This is a genomic window from Kothea flammea, assembly GCF_052161645.1.
Classification (GTDB): Bacteria; Planctomycetota; Planctomycetia; order Pirellulales; family Pirellulaceae; genus Laterigemmans.
Map to the genome: position 1 here is coordinate 1,062,473 of NZ_CP197414.1, position 18,572 is coordinate 1,081,044.

General features: G+C 57.3%; 13 protein-coding genes. 8 read left to right on the forward strand and 5 right to left on the reverse strand.

Annotated elements, in window-relative coordinates:
• Window positions 1–82: 82 nt before the first annotated feature.
• Both SH139x_RS03690 and SH139x_RS03695 read left to right on the forward strand, forming a co-directional pair.
• Window positions 83–997 carry a serine/threonine protein kinase gene (locus tag SH139x_RS03690; RefSeq protein WP_488353937.1) on the forward strand — a complete coding sequence of 305 codons (915 nt, stop codon included), beginning with the start codon at window positions 83–85 and terminating at the stop codon, window positions 995–997.
• 102 nt (window positions 998–1,099) lie between these two features.
• Entirely contained in the window at window positions 1,100–2,077 is a 978-nt protein-coding gene (locus tag SH139x_RS03695; protein WP_488353938.1) for an acetyl-CoA carboxylase carboxyltransferase subunit alpha, read from the forward strand.
• A 172-nt stretch (window positions 2,078–2,249) separates the two neighbouring features.
• Here the strand turns inward: SH139x_RS03695 and SH139x_RS03700 are convergent, their stop codons facing one another.
• The gene (locus SH139x_RS03700) at window positions 2,250–3,080 is read right to left on the reverse strand and encodes a CvpA family protein (protein WP_488353939.1); all 831 of its coding nucleotides are present in this window, start codon (window positions 3,078–3,080) and stop codon (window positions 2,250–2,252) included.
• Between the two features lie 19 nt (window positions 3,081–3,099).
• On the opposite strand from SH139x_RS03700, the gene SH139x_RS03705 reads away from it, so the two are divergent.
• Window positions 3,100–3,828, forward strand: a complete 729-nt coding sequence (locus SH139x_RS03705; RefSeq protein ID WP_488353940.1) for a metal-dependent hydrolase — start codon at window positions 3,100–3,102, stop codon at window positions 3,826–3,828.
• Window positions 3,829–3,881: 53 nt separating this feature from the next.
• On the opposite strand, the gene dtd is transcribed toward SH139x_RS03705, so the two are convergent.
• On the reverse strand, window positions 3,882–4,328 hold the full coding sequence (dtd, locus tag SH139x_RS03710; RefSeq protein ID WP_488353941.1) for a D-aminoacyl-tRNA deacylase: 447 nt from the start codon (window positions 4,326–4,328) through the stop codon (window positions 3,882–3,884).
• A gap of 144 nt (window positions 4,329–4,472) precedes the next feature.
• Between dtd and SH139x_RS03715 the strand changes: the two genes are divergently transcribed.
• The 5 genes from SH139x_RS03715 (at window position 4,473) to SH139x_RS03735 (ending at window position 12,504) form a co-directional block, all read left to right on the forward strand.
• The gene (locus SH139x_RS03715; RefSeq protein ID WP_488353942.1) at window positions 4,473–5,375 is read left to right on the forward strand and encodes a DUF1559 family PulG-like putative transporter; all 903 of its coding nucleotides are present in this window, start codon (window positions 4,473–4,475) and stop codon (window positions 5,373–5,375) included.
• Between the two features lie 290 nt (window positions 5,376–5,665).
• Window positions 5,666–8,869, forward strand: a complete 3,204-nt coding sequence (locus SH139x_RS03720; protein ID WP_488353943.1) for a DUF1553 domain-containing protein — start codon at window positions 5,666–5,668, stop codon at window positions 8,867–8,869.
• Window positions 8,866–10,323, forward strand: a complete 1,458-nt coding sequence (locus SH139x_RS03725) for a DUF1501 domain-containing protein (protein ID WP_488353944.1) — start codon at window positions 8,866–8,868, stop codon at window positions 10,321–10,323. The genes SH139x_RS03720 and SH139x_RS03725 overlap by 4 nt, the downstream gene beginning before the upstream one ends.
• Before the next feature lie 96 nt (window positions 10,324–10,419).
• Entirely contained in the window at window positions 10,420–11,289 is an 870-nt protein-coding gene (gene mutM, locus SH139x_RS03730; protein ID WP_488353945.1) for a DNA-formamidopyrimidine glycosylase, read from the forward strand.
• Window positions 11,290–11,478: 189 nt separating this feature from the next.
• On the forward strand, window positions 11,479–12,504 hold the full coding sequence (locus SH139x_RS03735; RefSeq protein ID WP_488356154.1) for a prenyltransferase/squalene oxidase repeat-containing protein: 1,026 nt from the start codon (window positions 11,479–11,481) through the stop codon (window positions 12,502–12,504).
• A gap of 165 nt (window positions 12,505–12,669) precedes the next feature.
• Here SH139x_RS03735 and SH139x_RS03740 read toward each other — a convergent pair whose 3' ends face one another.
• From SH139x_RS03740 to mnmG, 3 genes are all read right to left on the reverse strand, one after another.
• Window positions 12,670–14,028 (reverse strand): PQQ-like beta-propeller repeat protein, encoded by a 1,359-nt coding sequence (locus SH139x_RS03740; protein ID WP_488353946.1) that lies wholly within the window; start codon window positions 14,026–14,028, stop codon window positions 12,670–12,672.
• Between the two features lie 127 nt (window positions 14,029–14,155).
• Window positions 14,156–16,117 (reverse strand): ABC transporter ATP-binding protein, encoded by a 1,962-nt coding sequence (locus SH139x_RS03745; RefSeq protein ID WP_488353947.1) that lies wholly within the window; start codon window positions 16,115–16,117, stop codon window positions 14,156–14,158.
• Window positions 16,118–16,529: 412 nt separating this feature from the next.
• Complete coding sequence (mnmG, locus tag SH139x_RS03750) at window positions 16,530–18,392, reverse strand: tRNA uridine-5-carboxymethylaminomethyl(34) synthesis enzyme MnmG (RefSeq protein ID WP_488353948.1); 1,863 nt, start codon at window positions 18,390–18,392, stop codon at window positions 16,530–16,532.
• Window positions 18,393–18,572: the final 180 nt, after the last annotated feature.

The window sequence follows — 18,572 nt, forward strand, 5'->3', positions numbered from 1 at the left end:
TGAGGGCGGTCTTCCAATTAAGATAGAGAAAACGGTTGTAACGCCGTTGCCGGATCGCCCCCCCCTGCGTACGGGACCCTTAATGTCAAAAGCGCGTGATTTTCTCGGACCCTACCGACTCGCTCGTCTGATTCGTGTTGGTAGCACGTGCCAAGTTTGGGAGGCGGTTGACGACCAGAAGAAGGAACGGTACGCGTTGAAAGTGCTTCGCAACGACGCGCGTGGCGACAAGCAGGCGATCGCGTCGTTGAAATTTGAATACGACGTGGCCACCTCGATGGCCAAGAACGATCGTGTGATCCAGGTTTACGATTACCGCGTGGAGTCGGGCAACATCGCCTACTTGGTGATGGAGTTGTTCAGTGAGTTGAATCTCAAGCAGGCGCTCCGCCGCGGTCCCGACGAAATTGCTTACTTGATCGAGAAGATCATCGAGCAGGCTGCCGAGGGGCTGTTTTTCATGCACAGCAAAGGCTGGATCCATCGCGATATCAAGCCAGACAATTTTTTGGTCGGTCACGATGGCGTCACCAAGCTGATCGACTTTACGATCGCCGAAAAGAAACGCACAGGTTTGAGCAAGTTGCTGTACCGTTCAAAATTGGTGCAGGGGACCCGCAGCTACATGTCGCCCGAGCAGATTCGTGGGCAGGTGCTCGACGAACGAGCTGACGTCTATTCCTTCGGCTGTTTGCTGTATGAATCGCTGACCGGCAAGGCCCCCTACACCGGTTCCACGCCCAATGACCTACTCAACAAACACCTCCACGCGCCGATCCCCAGCGCGGTTGCCGCCAATGAAAATGTCACCAGCGAGTACGCTGATCTGATCAAGCAGATGTTGGCTAAGAAACCCGAAGATCGGCCCGCTTCGATGTGGGACTTTCTCAAAGCAAACAAAGTTACCAAGACCTTTAAGAAGATTCCCCGCACTCCGGAAGTGACTGTGTTTGATGACATTCCATCATTCAAAAGTCCCGACCAATTATCAAAGTAACAATGAGAACCTATCCGCACACCGTTAGCCGTTTTGGCGCTAGCCACGGTTTCGTAAACCTATCAATAAACGCCTCCATTAAAATCTAAGTGAAACGTAAGCATGGACCACGGCCCTGGTTTGGAATTCGAACGAGACGTATATCAGCTTGAAGTCGAACTTGCGCGGTTGGAGAAAGAGACAGACCGCACGTCCGAAGCTGACGAAAGTATCTTGCGGTTGCGCGGCGAGATTAATGAGTCTTTACGCGCCTTGTACGCCAACTTGGAACCTTGGCGGACTGTGCAAGTCGCTCGGCATAAGAATCGGCCATACACGCGTGACTATCTCAATCTGGCTTTTGACGAGTTCGTTGAGCTGCATGGAGACAAGCATTTTGGCGATGATCGGGCTCTGCTCAGCGGTTTCGCCAAGATTGACCGCTTTAAAGTGATGGTGGTGGGTCATCAGAAAGGACGCACATACAAGGAGCGTGCCGCCTGTCACTTTGGTTGTGCGCATCCGGAGGGATATCGTAAGGCGATGAGCAAAATGCGGTTGGCGGAAAAATACCGGCTGCCGCTGATCTGTTTCATCGACACTCCTGGAGCTTATCCCGGCGTGGGGGCTGAGGAGCGTGGTCAGGCGCAGGTCATCGCCGAGAGCATGTTCAAAATGAGTCGCTTGCGGACGCCGGTGATTTGCGTGGTGATTGGCGAAGGTGGTTCGGGCGGCGCCTTGGGGATTGGCGTTGGCGACCGGGTCGCCGTGTTGGAGCATGCATACTATTCAGTGATCAGCCCCGAAGGCTGTGCGGGCATCCTGTGGAAGAGTCATCAGTTTGCGCCACAAGCGGCCGCCGCTTTGCGATTTACTTCTCCCGACTTATCCCGTTTGGGCGTGGTCGATGATGTGTTACCCGAACCGCTCGGCGGCGCGCATCGAGACCATCGCCAAATGGCCGCTCGGCTGCGCAATTATCTGACGCGTTGCTTGGGGCAACTCGAGAACAAGCCGACCGATGAGTTGATTGACGAGCGTTATGAAAAGTTTCGTCGCATTGGTCAGTTCTTGGAAGTCTCGGAAACGGCCGAGGCATAAAACGGCTGGAGCGGGGCTATTTCGACCTAGCAGCAACGTCCGATAATGCCCCTTATGTTGTATTCGAGCTATGCTTTTCCCTATAAGCAAACTCGCTTGGCTGTTTTCAGCCGCGGCCCACTGCCCGGCTCCTCACATCAGCCGCCTCTCGCCAGCGTGCGGTTCCCTGAAACTATCGCCTGGGCGGCAGCCCGCTGGGACCGCTGGCACTCTGCGGTGGTTGCCAGTTCGGCGGCGACCAAGCGTCGGGAGTCAGGCTTCCAGGATTCAAACTGTCGGAATTCAAACCTTCAGGAATTAGCCGCCTGCCTGCGTTGATCACATCATCGGGGATCAGCCCGGGCGATGCCGAGGGCGATTGCATTTCATTCTCAAAGCGTTCGATATAGGGGGCCACGACATCGTGCAGTTCCGGCGGGATCACCATGTCGCTTTTGTCGAGCAACTTGGCGATATAGAACCCGCTCCGCGAACCGACAATCTGCTCCCGCAGTTTGGGCCCGACCAGGGTTACCGCGAACATCGTGATCAAGGTGCAGAATAAGGCTCCTTTGGCCAGCCCGCAGACGGCACCGACTTGACGATCGAATTCCTTTAACTTGAGATTGTCGATCGTTTTGCTGATCATGCGAAACAGCATCCAAATAATGAACGAGGTTCCCACGTAGAGGATCAACATCGCCAAAAAGCGATTCCAGGGTGGATCGGCCTTGATCACCTCGCTGAACGGCTCGCGGAAGCGATAAGCGACGATGTAGCTCAGCACCAGCGAGCCGATGGAAGCCAATTGCCAGGCAAAGCCTTTGATTGCTCCAAACAGCGTGGCTCCGACAAGGACGACCAGCATGATGATATCGTAAGTCTCCACCAACCAAATCTCCTGGGGATTTCTTGCAGCCTGTTCGGCGCGGAGTATATCAAGCTGCGGGGGTGGGGCGAATAGCAATTCGTCTTGGCACCGAGGGGGCCGAGCGAGTACAGAAGGGCTTTTAGTTGGACTCATCGATCAGCCGTAGGCTAACGTGGCCGATTTCAAGACCCACATTACCGCCAGCACGATCGCCGGAGCCGCTTACGGTTACTGGGGATCCGCGACGCAGGGGATGCCTTTGGAAAGCTCCCTGGTGGCTGCCGGTTTGTGCTCGGTCAGCGGCATGTTGCCCGACTTGGACAGCGATTCGGGAATCCCGTTGCGGGAGACGACGATGTTTGCCTCAGCCGTCGTGCCAATGTTGGCGCTGGGGCGATTTCGTGAGTTGGAAATGACTCCCGAATCGATGGTCTTGGCAGCGGGACTGATCTATGTCTTACTAAGATTTGTGATTGCTGAATTTTTCAAGCGTTACACAGTGCATCGTGGGATGTGGCATAGCATCCCGGCCGCCGCTTCGGCAGGTTTGTTGGCATTCTTAATCATGCCAAGTGCCGAGGAGATCATTCGCGTTTATAAGACGTTGGCGGTGGTGCTAGGATTCATGGTGCATTTGATATTGGACGAAATCTGGTCGATTCAATTTCGTGGTGGCCATTTTCGATTGAAGAAATCTTTTGGTACGGCGCTAAAGTTTTGGGGGCCCAGGATGTGGGCGAATTTCTCCGTTTATGTCAAACTCGCGCTGTTATTATATTTGGCATACAACGATACCAATTTGTTTCATGAGATGAAAGATTTGCGCAACGAGCTGAGGCGGCCATCGGAGTTGCGTTGGGGTGAGAGTGAGTGGCAAGGTTACATCCGAGCACTTCGCTAAAGCCAAAAGTCTCCTTTCGCTCCGCCGAAAGTACGAACCAAAAGATCAAATCATCAAACCTGTCGACTATCAAGAATAATGGTCACCGGACCGTCGTTGATCAGATGGACTTGCATATCGGCGGCGAAGACTCCGGTTTCGACCTTCACCCCCTGCCCTTGCACTCGTTTCACGAACGCCTCGCACATTGCGTTGGCCAGTGCGGGTTGTTCGGCGGCGAAAAAACTGGGGCGTCTGCCTTTGCGGCAGTCGCCCAGCAAAGTGAATTGGCTGACGACCAGCATTTGCCCACCGATGTCGAGCAGGCTGCGATTCATTTTGCCCTGGTCGTCAGCGAAAATCCTCAATTGGGAGATTTTGTCGCTCAAATAGACCAAATCCTTTTCGGAATCACCTTGTTCGACCCCCAGTAACACCAGCAAGCCCTGGTCGATGCGTCCGGTGGTCACGCCCTCCACTTCGACGTGGCTGGACTGAACTCGTTGAATGACTGCTCGCATGATTTGTTTCGAATTGATTATGGGTATACTACGCATAGCGAACTTTCGGGCTGAGCTGGCGAGTCACGATTTCGCCAGCTGGGCCCGATCCTTACCATAACTGAATTTGCGTTCCCACTCCCCTACCCTGATCGCCGACTTCGCATGTCTTTTTTGTTTACATGTCCGCATTGCCAGACGCAGACGATGGTCGATGACCAATATCTGGGTCAGGCGGGTCAATGTGTTGTGTGTGGTCGCGCGATTCAGTTGCCGGCGGCGATTGCCGTCGGCCCGGTGAAAAGGAATAAGCCCAACGACATGCGAGTTGTGCGTTGGGTGATCGCCGCGACGATTGCGGTTGCGTTTGTGGCCACTTTGGGTGTGCTGGCTGCTCGCTACGGCGGCCAGGGAGTGCGGACCTTACAAACGAATCGGCTGCGGGGGCAATGTTTGGTTAATTTGCAGAAAGTTGCCACCGCCTTGAATGCTTACGCCCGCGATTATGGTTCCTATCCACCACCGACCACTTTCGCCGAAGATGGCAAGACGCCACGAGTCAGTTGGCGGGTGCTGGTGCTGCCTTATCTGGGCTATCAGTCGCTGTATGATGAATATCGCTTGGAAGAGCCTTGGAACAGCCAACACAATCAGATGCTCGTCGATCAGATGCCCAGCGAGTATCGCTCGCCCGCATCCGCTGGCAGTTTGACCGGCGAGGCGAGTTATTTTCTAATCACCGGCAACGGTACCTTATTCCCCGACAGTGGCCCACTTGGCCCCGACACAGTGGTTGATGATGCCACCAAGACAATTCTGTTGGTGGAGACTGCCTTCTCTCCTTTAAATACGCTGCAGTGGACTGAGCCGGGCGACTTTGCCCTGGGGGCGATTTCCATGAATGTTAACAGTGGCATCGGAATCGGCGGCAGTCATGCCGACGGCGTGACCGTGGCCACGGTTTCGGGACGCAGTTATTGGTTGCGGGACACGACCGATTCAGCGGTGCTCAAAGCGTTAATCACCCCGGCGGGTGGCGAAGCTCTCAGTGATGATGTGCTCGAATGAGTCGGTGCGAAAATCGTCGGTGCGAAAATCGTCGGTGCGAAAATCACTGCCAGCCATTTGCAGCGTCGACTTGGGGTTTCGATGGGGTATAATGGACTCTCCCCACTCTTGTCCCGCCCTGCCCTGCCCCGCGAAGACTCATGCTTGGTCGTTCGAATTTGTCGACGTGCTTCCGCAGAACCCTGCTACCCGGTTCCCAGGTACTCGCTTCCCAGCAGATCACTTCAACCCGGTCCTGGTCGTGGCCGCAGGGTCTGCTGAGCCTTGTCTTGCTGGCCAGTTGTGGCTCTGTGGGCCAGCTACACGCTGAAGAGCCGATCGATTTCTCCAGGCAGATCTTGCCGCTGCTCTCCGATCGTTGCGCGTTGTGCCATGGTCCTGATCCGACCAGCCGCGAAGCCGAACTGCGGCTCGATATTGCCGAGGCGGTTGGGCACGCGACGCAGAATGGTGGTCACGCCCTGGTGATCGCTCCTGGCGACGCGGCGGCCAGCGAACTGATGCGGCGAATTACCAGCGACGATGTCGACGAACAAATGCCTCCGCCGCACGCTAACTTGAGTCTGACCGCCGCGGAAATTGAGCTGCTCCGCCGCTGGATCGACCAAGGTGCCAAGTGGGAGCAACATTGGTCGTTTCGGCCACTGGTACGCCCCCAAGTTCCAGAGCCAGTTGCCCCAAAGCCAGTTCACGACGGCTCCGCCGATCCGACCACTCACTCGCTGCCGGCCGGCAACGTGATCGACCGTTTTCTTGACGCGCGTATCAAGGCTGCGGACTTGCCGACCAGCCCGCCGGCCGATCGTTACAGTTTGGCCCGTCGACTGACTTTGGATCTGACCGGTTTGCCGCCGACCGTCGAAGAGCTGCAGCGGTTTGTCAATGACGAGTCGCCCCAAGCCTACGCCCGGTTGGTGGATCGCTTGTTGGCCTCGCCCGCTTGCGGCCAGCAAATGGCAGTTCCCTGGTTGGATGCGGCCCGCTACGCCGACACCTATGGATACCAATCGGACGTCTATCGCGATGTGTGGCAATGGCGAGACTGGGTGGTCGATGCGTTTAATCAAGGGATGCCTTATGACCAATTCCTCAACTGGCAAATCGCGGGCGATCTGGTGCCGGAGGCGAATCGCCAATCACGCTTGGCAACCGCCTTCAATCGCTTGCATCGTCAAACCAACGAAGGGGGCAGCGTCGAAGAAGAATTCCGAGTTGAATACGTCGCTGACCGCGTCAACACGTTGGGAACCGCCGTGCTGGGGCTGACGCTGGAGTGCGCTCGTTGCCACGACCATAAATATGATCCGATCAGCCAAAAAAACTATTATGAGTTGGCCGCCTTCTTTGCCAACATTGACGAGTCGGGACTCTATTCCCACTTCACCTCATTCGTCCCCACCCCCGTGCTCGATCTACCCACGGAGGCTCAACAACAGGCTCTCCGCGACGCCGCGGCACGCGTCGAACAAGCTGCCGCCGCCTACCATCAGGTGCTTAGCCAATCTTCCCAGCCTGCTAGCCTGTCAGCCGATTCGCAAACAGCCGACGCGCAACTTGCTGAGCTCCGAGCCGGTTTGTTGACCGATCAGATTGCTCATTACGATTTTGGTCAGCGAGCTGAGCAGCCTGTCGAGGCGGCTGCCGCCAAACCGGAGCGGATCGTCGTCAATCAGGTTGCCGATGGCCCGGCCGGTTCACTCAGCGGTGGTCCCCAGTCGGTGCTGCGTAACCAGTTCGATCCGGCGCTGTTGCTGGACGGTGAAAATGGCTTCAACACGTCGGCCGGTGGCGACTGGGATTGGTGGCAACCTTTCACGATCGCCCTGTGGATCAAGCCGACGGAGGCTTACCAGCGGGCCGTAGTTTGGCATCGTTCCAAAGCTTGGACCGATGCGGCCAGTTGCGGTTATGAGCTGTTGATCGAAGAGGGACGTTTGAGCGCCGCGCTGATTCATTTTTGGCCCGGCGACGCCATACGGGTGCGTGCAGTGGAAGCTCTGGCCGTCGATCAGTGGTCGCACGTGACCGTGGTCTGGGACGGCAGTGGCGAAGCAGCCGGTTTGCAGTTGCTGGTCGATGGCAAACCGATCGCCATCGAAGTGGTGCGAGACAAACTGGTGCGGACGATTCGCGGAGGTGGAGCCAATCAATTCACCATCGGCAACCGCTTTCGCGATCGCGGCTTTAAGCAAGGACAAGTCGACGAGTTGCGGATGTTCACTCGTGATCTACAAGCCTGCGAAGTGCAATTCCTGGCGACGGGGCAAACGCCAACCGACGTCTCGGAATTAGTCGCGGCCCACCATCATGCCACCTCCCCAGCGGTGCGAGAACAACGCCAAGCGTTGCGTGAGACGCGGCGGCAATTGGCTGCCGCTCGTGATGCGATCCCCGCGATTATGGCCATGCAAGAAGAATCCGGTCTGCATGAAACTTATATTCTCCGCCGGGGTAGTTACGACGCGCCGGAAGAAAAGATCGAACACGCGAACGTGCCCGAGTCTTTAGGGCAGTTGCCCGCCGGGGTGCCGGCGAATCGCTTGGGGTTGGCTCGCTGGTTAACCGATTCTCGCCCCGGGCACCGCCATCCCTTGGTGGCGCGGGTGGCCGTTAATCGACTCTGGCAGCAATTTTTTGAACGTGGTTTAGTCCACACGGCGGAAGATTTTGGCCTCCAGGGTGAACCCCCTTCGCATCCGCGACTGCTCGATTATCTGGCGGTCCAATTGATTGAGTCGGATTGGGATCTCAAAGCTTTGGTGCGCGAAGTGGTGATGTCGGCAGCCTACCGGCGTGATGCCAATTGTGAGGCTGACGCCCGTGAGCGTGATCCTGATAACCGTTGGTTGGCCCGTGGCCCAGCCAGTCGCTTGCCAGTGGAGGCGATTCGCGATGCGGCTTTGGCTGTCGGTGGATTGCTCGCGCGACAAACAGGTGGTCCACCGGTGCGACCCTACCAGCCAGCTGGATTGTGGCAGGAGAAATCGGGGCAAACCTATCAACGTCAAACCGGCGCGGGCTCGCACCGCCGCAGTCTTTATACGATCTGGAAACGCACCAGTCCCCCTCCCGCGATGATGATTTTTGATGCTCCGGGACGTGAGGTCTGCACGGCGCAGCGAAGTGTCACGCAGACTCCTTTGCAGGCTTTAGTATTATTGAACGACGATCAGTTTGTCGAAGCCGCCCGCGGTGTCGCTTATCGTTTGTTGCAAGATTCCCAGGGCGATGTGCGGCAAGATGCGAGTCAGTTGTTGCTGTCGATGTTGGGGCGTCCAGCTAGCGATGCGGAGGTCGCGGCGATCTGCCAATTGGTGGCTCGCCAGCAAGCTGATTTCGAGGCCCGCCCCGAGGCTGCCAAAGACTATTTGTCAATCGGTGATTTCGATCCCTTCGCCACGCCCGCGGGTGAGCAACTGAATGCCGCGCAACTCGCCGCCTGGGCCGTCGCCGCACAAACAATTATGAATCTTCACGAATGGGTGAACCGATGACCGCATCTGCTGAATTGTTGAATCTGCTCGCTGCTCACACGCGACGGCATTTCTTCGGCCGTACGGCGACTGGAGTGGGCGCCGTGGCGCTGAGCAGCCTGTTGGCCGAGTCGGTCTCCGGCAGCGAATCCGCCATGGGGCCGGGAGCCAAACTGGACCAATTGCATCATCCACCCCGCGCCAAACGGATGATCTCGTTGTTCATGAGTGGCGGTCCCTCGCAGATGGACATGTGGGACGATAAGCCGCTGCTCCGCGAGCGGAATGGTGAGGATTTGCCCGATTCGGTGCGGCAAGGGCAACGCTTGACCGGGATGAGTGTCAATCAATCACAGTTGCCGTTGGCTGGTTCGATTTTTAAATTTAGCCCGCACGGACAAGCGGGGACGATGGTCAGCGAGCTGCTCCCCTACACGGCCAAAATTGTCGACGACTTGTGCGTGGTGCGGAGCGTTTACACCGAAGCGATCAACCACGATCCGGCGATCACGTTTCTGCAAACCGGCGCGCAAATCGCCGGTCGCCCCTCGTTGGGTGCCTGGCTCAGTTACGGGCTGGGTACCATCAATCAAGACTTGCCAGCGTTCTGCGTGATGTTGACAAAGAACCAAGGCGGTCAACCGCTCTACGCGCGGCTGTGGGGCAACGGTTTCTTGCCCAGCACCCACCAAGGTGTCCAATTGCGGGCGGGTGCTGATCCCGTGTTGTATCTCAATAATCCCAACGGCATCTCACGCTCGGCTCGTCGCGAAATGCTCGATACGCTCGGGCAATTGAATCGCTTGCGCAAAGCGGAAACGCTGGACCCCAATATCGAGCAGCAGATTGCTCAATACGAACTCGCCTTTCGGATGCAGAGCTCGGTTCCCGAAGTGGCCAACTTGGCCGACGAACCCCAATCGACGTTTGATTTATATGGTGAGGATGCAAAAGAACCGGGGACTTTCGCGGCCAATTGCTTGATGGCGCGTCGCTTGATCGAACGGGGCGTCCGCTTCGTGCAACTCTTCCATCAAGGCTGGGACCAACATGGTGGTTTGCCCGCTGCGATTCGCAATCAGTGTAAGCAAACCGACCGGGCCTCGGCAGCCTTGGTGAGCGATCTCAAGCAACGCGGTCTACTCGACGACACGCTGGTGGTGTGGGGCGGCGAGTTCGGCCGGACAGCTTACAGCCAAGGCGCACTGACGGCCGACAATTATGGCCGCGACCACCATCCCCGTTGCTTTACCATGTGGTTCGCCGGGGGCGGATCGCGAGGCGGGACGGTTTACGGGGCGACAGATGAATTCAGTTACAACATTGTCGAGAATCCCGTCCATGTGCATGATGTGCACGCCACCTTGCTGCATTTATTGGGTATCGATCACGAGCGATTGACGTTCCGACATCAAGGTCGGCGTTATCGCCTCACCGATGTGGCCGGTAAAGTGGTCGAGGCATGTCTCGCTTGACAGTTTGCTCTCACCCTATGATAGATATCTTTCACCAGATGATAGATATCTGTCATCGTTTTGCGGTCAAATTCTCCCCAAATCAAAGACAACGCGTTGCCCGAACTACCTGAAGTTGAAACGATGCGGCGCGGCATTGAGCCGGTTGTGGGTGGCAAGATCGCAGCGTTGGTGCGACCGACCGGTCGTCTTCAGCCGATTAAAATCGAGCCCCGCTTTGATCGTTTGAAAAAGCATCTCATCGGCAGGCAGATTGAGTCGATTGGGCGGCGCGGCAAGCGGGTGCTGCTGTGGTTGTGTGATGCTTCGGTGGTGGTTATCGAACCGCGGATGACGGGACTGGTTTTGTTGGAGCAGCCGCCGAGTGCCGAGCATGTCCGCCTGAGGCTGATTTTCGACGCCCCTTTTCCCCATGAGGAACTAATTTTTTGGGATCGTCGCGGGCTGGGTACCGTGACATGGTTGAGCGGCGAGCAGTACGAACAGGTGTTAGGTCCGCAGCGGCTGGGCCCCGACGCTCTGGAGATCGAGTGTGATGATTTGCGCGCCCGGCTGGGGCACAGCCAACGGGCCGTGAAAGTTGCTTTGCTGGATCAAAAAGTGGTTGCCGGGATCGGTAACTTGTACGCTTCGGAGATTTTGCACTTGGCGGGAATCGACCCCCGGCTCACCTGTCGCAGGCTGAGCGGTCCCCAGTGGCGACGTCTGCATCGTGCCATTGGCTTGGTGCTGCAAGCCGCGATTCTGCATGAAGGCTCGACTCTTTCTGATGGCACTTATCGCAACGCGCTGAATAATCCGGGCGGTTATCAAAACCATCATCGGGTTTATGACCGCGCTAAATCACTGTGCGGGCGATGTCAGGCAGGCACCATCGAACGACTTGTCCAGGCTCAGAGAAGTACTTTTTTTTGCCCAGTTTGTCAGCAAAAAAGGGGTTTGCATCCTCTGGTCGATGCGCTTTGAGCCGGTTTCTCGGGGATTCATTGGTTGGCCGATTTTGGGCTTCGGCGAAAATGCCACTGCGTGATCACTTTCATAACGCTAGAATGGAAGGAACGGAAACCAGCCGGCGCGTTGCCGTTTTTCCCGATCCGTAACTGAGGTTAATCTGTGACAAGCGCGAAATTAACGAGTCAGTGGTCACGCCGCGGTATGATCCGCGCCTCGTTGGCAGCGGGCGCTTTGGCAACCACCACGGGGCTCCACTCCGGATTGGCCGCGACCCCTCAGCGAAATCCACGTTGGGAGGAAGCCACTCAGCGCGGTTTACAGTGGCTGAGTCGCAATCAGTCGTCACGCGGTCAGTGGAACACGCAGGTTTACCCCACTGCCCTGGCCGCTTTGGCGGGCACGGCGATGATTTGCAGTGGCTCGACGACCACTCAGGGACCCTATTCGCGGCAGATTGCCCGCGCGGCCGATTTTATTTTATCCAAGGCGCGCGATAACGGCTTGATCGGTGATCCCCAGGGCGATCCGCGTTACACCTACGGTCACGGTTTCGCGATGCTGTTTCTCTCGCAAGTACTGGGCGAGGAAGGCTTGGCTGACCGCCGTGATGAATTGGTCACGGTGCTGTCCAAGGCGGTGGAGTTCAGCGGCAATGCCCAGACGCCCGCTGGCGGTTGGGGGTATGTCTCAGCTCGCGAGGGAAATAACTTTGATGAGGGCTCGACGACGATTACCCAAGTCCAAGGACTCCGTGGTTGCCGCAACGCCGGGATCCCGGTGCCGAGTAAAATTATTGACCAGGCGAAAGAGTATATCTATCGCTGTAAAAACGCCGATGGCGGCATCAGTTATAGCAGCAAGCAGATGGGCAGCAGTCGCCCGGCCATCACGGCCGCAGCGCTGGCCGCACTTTACAATGCGGGCGATTATGACAGTGAGCATGTTCCCGACATGTTGGCATACTCCAAGCAGACGTTACATCAAGTCGATGAGAACGCGCAAGCCTTCGGGCACTGGAACTACACTTATTTGTACTACAGCCAAGTTGTCTACCGCCAAGGGGACGAATTGTGGTTGCCCTTCCGCGAAAATCTGTTCAAAAAGATTGCCTCTGAACAGAAAGCCGATGGTTACTGGGAAGGTCGCATCCATCCTGTATACGTGACGGCTTGTAACTTGATCATGTTACAACTCGATCGTGGCTACCTGCCAATCTTTCAACGCTAGCAAAGATCAGCCGCCACGCGCCAGCGTGCGGTTCCGAATCACCCGCAACACGCCAGCGCCCGGTTCCCAATCAGCCGCCACGAGCCAGCGTGCGGTTCCCCAATCAGGCGCCACGCGCCAGCGTGCGGTTCTCAATCAGCCGCCACGCGCCAGCGTCCGGTTCCCTTACTTATCGGCGGCAATATCGAACGCGTAGATCAGGTTCTGGTCGCGCAAATAGAGCTTTTGGTTAGCGATCACGGGGTGTGCCCAAATCGCTCCGCCGCCACGTTCCATATCGGTCTGCTCTGGCAACGCGAACGAGCCTTTCAGCTGCATGCCCTCGCGGCTTGGCGCGATCAGATGAATCGTCGCGTCGCGGTCCCCGTAGCAATAAAGATGGCCGTCTGCATAAGCGATCGAGCCGCTGCCGTTACGCCCCAGCGATTCACTCCAGAGCGTTTCGCCGGTCGTTAAATCTTGAGCCATCCATTGACCTCGATTGACCTTGCTGAATCCATAGATCACACCATCGACCAAGACGACTCCGCCGTGGTGATTTTCCATGCTCTTGCTGTCGTTGTGATACAGCAATTCGGCGTCCACTTGATCGGCTGTCGGAGTTAACTTCCAGCACGCATTTCCGGCACCATATGCGGAGGTGTGATAGACCATGTTTTCATGGACAACGGGTGTGGGAATCACCGCCGTGCGGTTGCCCGTCGAGGGGCCATGCACCCATTCGGCTCCCGACTCGGCGTCGATACCATACAGCCCGTCGACCGACGCCGTTAGATATAACTGCTTGTCACCAATTTGTGCTTTGATGATGGAAACATATTCGGCGGGGGAATTCGTATCTTTGCTGTTCCAGACTTGTTCGCCGGTGCGTTTATCGAGTCCGACGATAAAGTGGGTGCCACCGGGGGTGACTAAGGCTCGGTCCCCGTCGATCAACACCGATTCGGAGAAGCCCCATTTGGGAATCTTGCCACCGAAGTCGGCCACCATGTCGATGGACCAAACTTCGCTTCCGTCGGCTGCGCGAAGGCAGGAAACGACTCCCGCGTCGCTGACCGTGTAGACGAAGTCACCATCGGTTGTGGGAGTGCTGCGCGGGCCGGCACCCCAGCGCGTGAGGTAATCATCTTTGGTGCCCGCTCGGCTAACTTTGGTTTCCCACAGCAGTTCGCCCGAGTCGGCGGAGAGGCAAATTGCGTAGCAACCGTCGGCCCGCGCCCCCATGGTGAACAGTTTGCCGTCAGCGATGGAGAACGCTGAATAGCCTTCGCCAGCGTCCTTAAATTTCCAAACAACCGCTGGTCCCTTGCTCGACCACTCTTCCAGTAGCTCTTGGGGGGCGGCGTGTCCATCGCGGTCCGGGCCTCGCCACTGGGGCCAATCGGCTTCCCCCGCGATCAATGATTGGGAGGTGGATGGCGACAGGAAGCAGGTGGTGGAGCCGATCAGCAGGGCCATGACAGCAGCCGATCGTCGGGGCCAGCCACGCAGCAGGCCAAGTGAAGCGATTGATAGCAGTTGCATTTCTAACAAAACCTAAAAGACATTGACTTGGAAACGACTCAGGAACGAACTGGTACGCTTTAGCCCGAAGATTCGGTGGTGATGAGGCCATCGCCCGTCACTATGACCGATTGTAGCGATTTCGCAATTACCGTTCTGCCCCAACCCCGCCAGTCATTTGCCCGCCGTTCATTTGCAGTTGGACCATTTCCCGGTACTTTCCGCCACTTTTTAATAGTTCCTGATGGGTCCCCGTTTCCAGAATCCGGCCATCCTCGAGCACGACAATTTTGTCTGCTCCGGCGATCGTGCTCAGCCGGTGAGCAATCACGATCGCCGTTCGCCCTTGCAGCAGCCTAGCCAGCGAATTTTGGATCAAACGTTCACTTTCGCTATCGAGGTTGCTGGTCGCCTCATCCAGGATCAACAATTTGGGGTCCGCTAAAATGGCGCGGGCGATCGCCAACCGTTGACGTTGACCGCCCGACAGTTTGACTCCCCGTTCGCCGATCCAAGAATCGAAACCGGCGGGCAGTTTTTCGATGAATTCCGCCGCCGCAGCCGCTTCGGCCGCTTGATAGACTTCCGCTTCGCTGGCATCCCGCCGCGCATAGGCGATATTTTCCCGGATCGTACCATCGAACAGGAACACATCTTGTTCCACGATCCCCAACAATCGCCGAAAACTGGGCAGTTCGATATCTCGCAAATCGCGACCATCGAGCAGCACCGCGCCGGCCGTCGGATCATAAAACCGAGTCAGCAGATTCGTCAGCGTCGTCTTGCCCGCCCCGCTCCGCCCCACCAAGGCGACCGTTTGACCGGCTTCGATTTCCAAGTTGATATCGGACAGCACCGGCGCATCGGTTTCGGGGTATGCGAAGCTGACATCACGCAGTGAGATGGCTCCCGCCGTGGAGCGTTTATTGACAGTCACCGCCCCGGCTCGCACCGGCAATTCACTATCTTGTTCCAAAACATCCAAGACGCGGTCCAGCCCGGCCAGGTTGTTCTGAAAAGTCACCGCGCTGCCCGCCAACGTGGCTAATGGATCAAGCAACATGGTAAGATAGACGAGGAACATCATTAGATCACCCAGCGTCAGTTCATTGTTAAGAATCTGATAACCGCCGTAGACCAATAGTGCGGTCGAGGCAACTGGGATGATGACTTCCCAGACAATCTCGATGGTGCGCGTCCACCACCAGGTGAATAACTGTTGCCGCACCATAAAGTCACCTTCGCGGACGTAACGCGCCGTTTCGCTGCGATCACGTCCAAAGGTGCGGACCACGCGGATTCCGCCGAACGTTTCCGTGGCGTTCCCGTCGATGGTTTGTCGTTGTTTACGGATGTCGCGATAGAGGGGACGCACGCGATTGATCCAAGTGCGATGCGTGGCCCACACGGCCGGCAGCAGCAGTAGCCCACCGACCATTAACTTCCAGTCGACAATGGTGAGAATGATCAAGCTGCCAAGAAACTGGATGATTGCTCGCCAGGGGTTATACAGCATGCTGAAGATTAACTCGGAGACACCACCGGCATCTTCTCGAATCAAGCTCGCCACGCCGCCGCTTTTTAAACTGTAAATCTGGTTCAGCGGCAGCCGAATCGCGTGCTCAAAGACGTCGCGGCGAATTGCCACCTGGGTGCGGTTGACTGTCTTGGTCGCCAACCAGCGTCCCCACAGCCCGACCAGTGTCGCCATGGCGGTGATCACGGTGACGACGATCGCGATCGCGATCAGCAACTGCATCGGTTGGCTGGGTAACGGCCAATCGGCCAAGATCGCGGGCAACGGTTGGCGAGGCGTGCTGAGCACCGAATCGATTGCTAATTTGGTCCCCGCCGGCGGGATCAACCGCAGCAACGTGTTGACCGTCAGCAACCCCAGGGCCAACAGCACCGCGCCGCGAAACCCTCGCAGCAGCCCCCAGAACGCCTTGAACAGCTCCCAGAAACTTCGCTCGCGGGAACCCAGCTTGCGGCTCTGCACGGGTGCTTGTGACCCGTGGGGTGACGCCGAAACCGGCTCCTTGGCGTGGCGTCGCTCACGAACTTTACGACGATACTCAATAAACCGGCGGCGAGATGAAGTAATAGGCATATAAGATTGGTATGCCTAACCAGCAGAATTGGCAAGGTGGCTGTCTGGAAAGCACCGCAGAAATCCGGGCTCTTTTGGCCTAGTCTCGCGTTGCTTCAGTTTCCCATTGGCTCCATCCCCCCCGGCCGGAAAAGTGCTATGCTTCCGCTCCGGGCTTGCCCCGGCGGAGCAAGCAACTGGCAGCTACACCCCCTCCCGCACATATTGCCTTTTCCTGCCGCGATTCGCCTTCGGCGAATCGCGGCAGGAAAAGGGTGCGTTTTAGCGGCCGGCCTGGTAGCTGCCAGTTGTTCCCCCGCCGAGGCAAGCTCGACGGAAGGAGACTCCTTGGTAGCTTCCTGTTGTGAGCCCGTCCGGAACAAGCTCGTGGGGGTCGTGATGGGTAAACCATAACGCCACGCGCAAAAGCAACTTACGCTGGTTTATGAGATATCGCTGACTTTGGAGTATTTCCCCGCGGTCGTTCGAGATGAGCCAGCACGAGTGCGATATCGGCTGGTGTGATGCCGCTTACTCGCCGCGCCTGATCGATCGTTACTGGGCGGACCTCCGAGAGTTTTTGCCTCGCCTCCGATCGCAATGGTCCGATCGTGGCATAGTCAAACCAATCAGGAATCCGCTTGGCGGCTAAGCGCTTGTGGCGTTCGACCTCGGTGCGTTGGCGATCGACATAGCCACTGTATTTGATATCAAACTCAACCTGCCGCGCCGCGTCGCTGGGCAGTGTGACGAGCTCCGGCACGTGAGCCACGATCGTATCCCAATCGACTTCGGGGCGCTTGAGATACTTTTCCGCCGTTTGCTCCCCTACCCTGCCCGCCGCCAACAACCGTTTTCCGCGTTCGATTTCGGCTTCCTTGAGTTGTAACCGCTCTGGTCTCGTGGTGTCGACCAAGCCGTGGGCGGCTGCGATCGGAGTCAGCCGTCGGTCGGCGTTGTCTTGGCGGAGCAGTAACCGGAATTCGGCTCGGCTGGTAAACATGCGATAAGGTTCGTCGGCTCCGCAAGTGACCAGGTCGTCGATCAATACGCCGATGTACGCTTCGTCCCGAGAGAGGATCAGCGGTGGTTTACCGGCGACCGCGAGCGCCGCGTTGGCACCGGCGATCAAACCTTGTCCGGCCGCTTCCTCATAACCGGTCGTGCCGTTGATTTGACCAGCGAAAAAGAGCCCGGCAACGCGTTTGCTTTCTAAGTGAGGTTGCAGTTGTGTGGGAGGGCAATAGTCATACTCAACGGCATAACCATAGCGCATGATTTGAGCCTGCTCGAGTCCAGGTATCAGCCGCATCATGGCATCTTGGACGTCTCGCGGCAAACTGGTCGATACGCCGTTAACGTAAACCTCTTGAGTCGCCCAGCCCTCGGGCTCGAGGAATAATTGATGACTATCCTTTTCGGCAAAGCGGACCACTTTATCTTCAATCGAAGGGCAATAGCGAGGTCCACGACCCTCAATCTGTCCGCTGTACATGGGTGCTCGCGATAGATTCTCACGAATCAGTTGATGCACCGCCGGGTTGGTGTGGGTGATAAAGCAATCGAGTTGCGGTTGGGTGATGCTGTCGGTGAGGTAAGAAAAAGCGTCGGGGGGATCGTCCCCAGGTTGCCGTTCGGTTTTGCTGAAATCGATGGTGCGAGCGGACAGGCGGGGCGGAGTGCCAGTCTTAAAGCGTTCGATCGAGAAACCCAAGCGTTGTAGCGCACCGCTGATTCCTGCGCTCGTCCCCTCCCCTGCTCTGCCACCGCTCGCTTTTGCTTCGCCCGTGTGCATGATTGCTTGCAAGAACGTGCCAGTCGTCAACACTACGCACGGCGCGCGATAGATCGCGTTGCCGATGACGGAAACGCCAACGATCCGTTCTCCGCCGTCGATAGATTCGGTTAACAGATCGAGGACCGCTTCTTGTCGCAGATCAAGCTGCGGTTGCGCTTCGATGCGACGTTTGATCTCGATTTGGTAAGCCCGTTTGTCGGCTTGCGCTCGCGGGCTGTGCATGGCCGGCCCTTTGCGACGGTTGAGCATGCGAAACTGGATACCCGTGGCATCGATCGCTTGCCCCATCAGCCCGCCGAGCGCATCGACTTCGCGGACGATCTGCCCTTTGCCAACTCCGCCGATCGCCGGGTTGCAACTCATCTGCCCAACGGTGTCAAGATTGGTCGTCAAGAGGGCGACCCGAGCCCCCAGGCGAGCGGCAGCGGCGGCCGCTTCGGTGCCCGCGTGTCCCGCGCCGACGACCAACACGTCGTAATGATATTCGCAAACTGACATCAAAGTTCTTCCAATTTTAAGCAAAAGCCGTCGAGGGGGAGTGCGACCCCATTTTCTCTCAAGTTTAACCACGCGAACAGCCGAACTGGCAACTAAGGCCAATCCGCGACCGAGGCTCACGTCGCGCGCTGAATGTTCATTAGTTGCCGCTAACACTGCCAGCGATTTTCCCAAGACCGC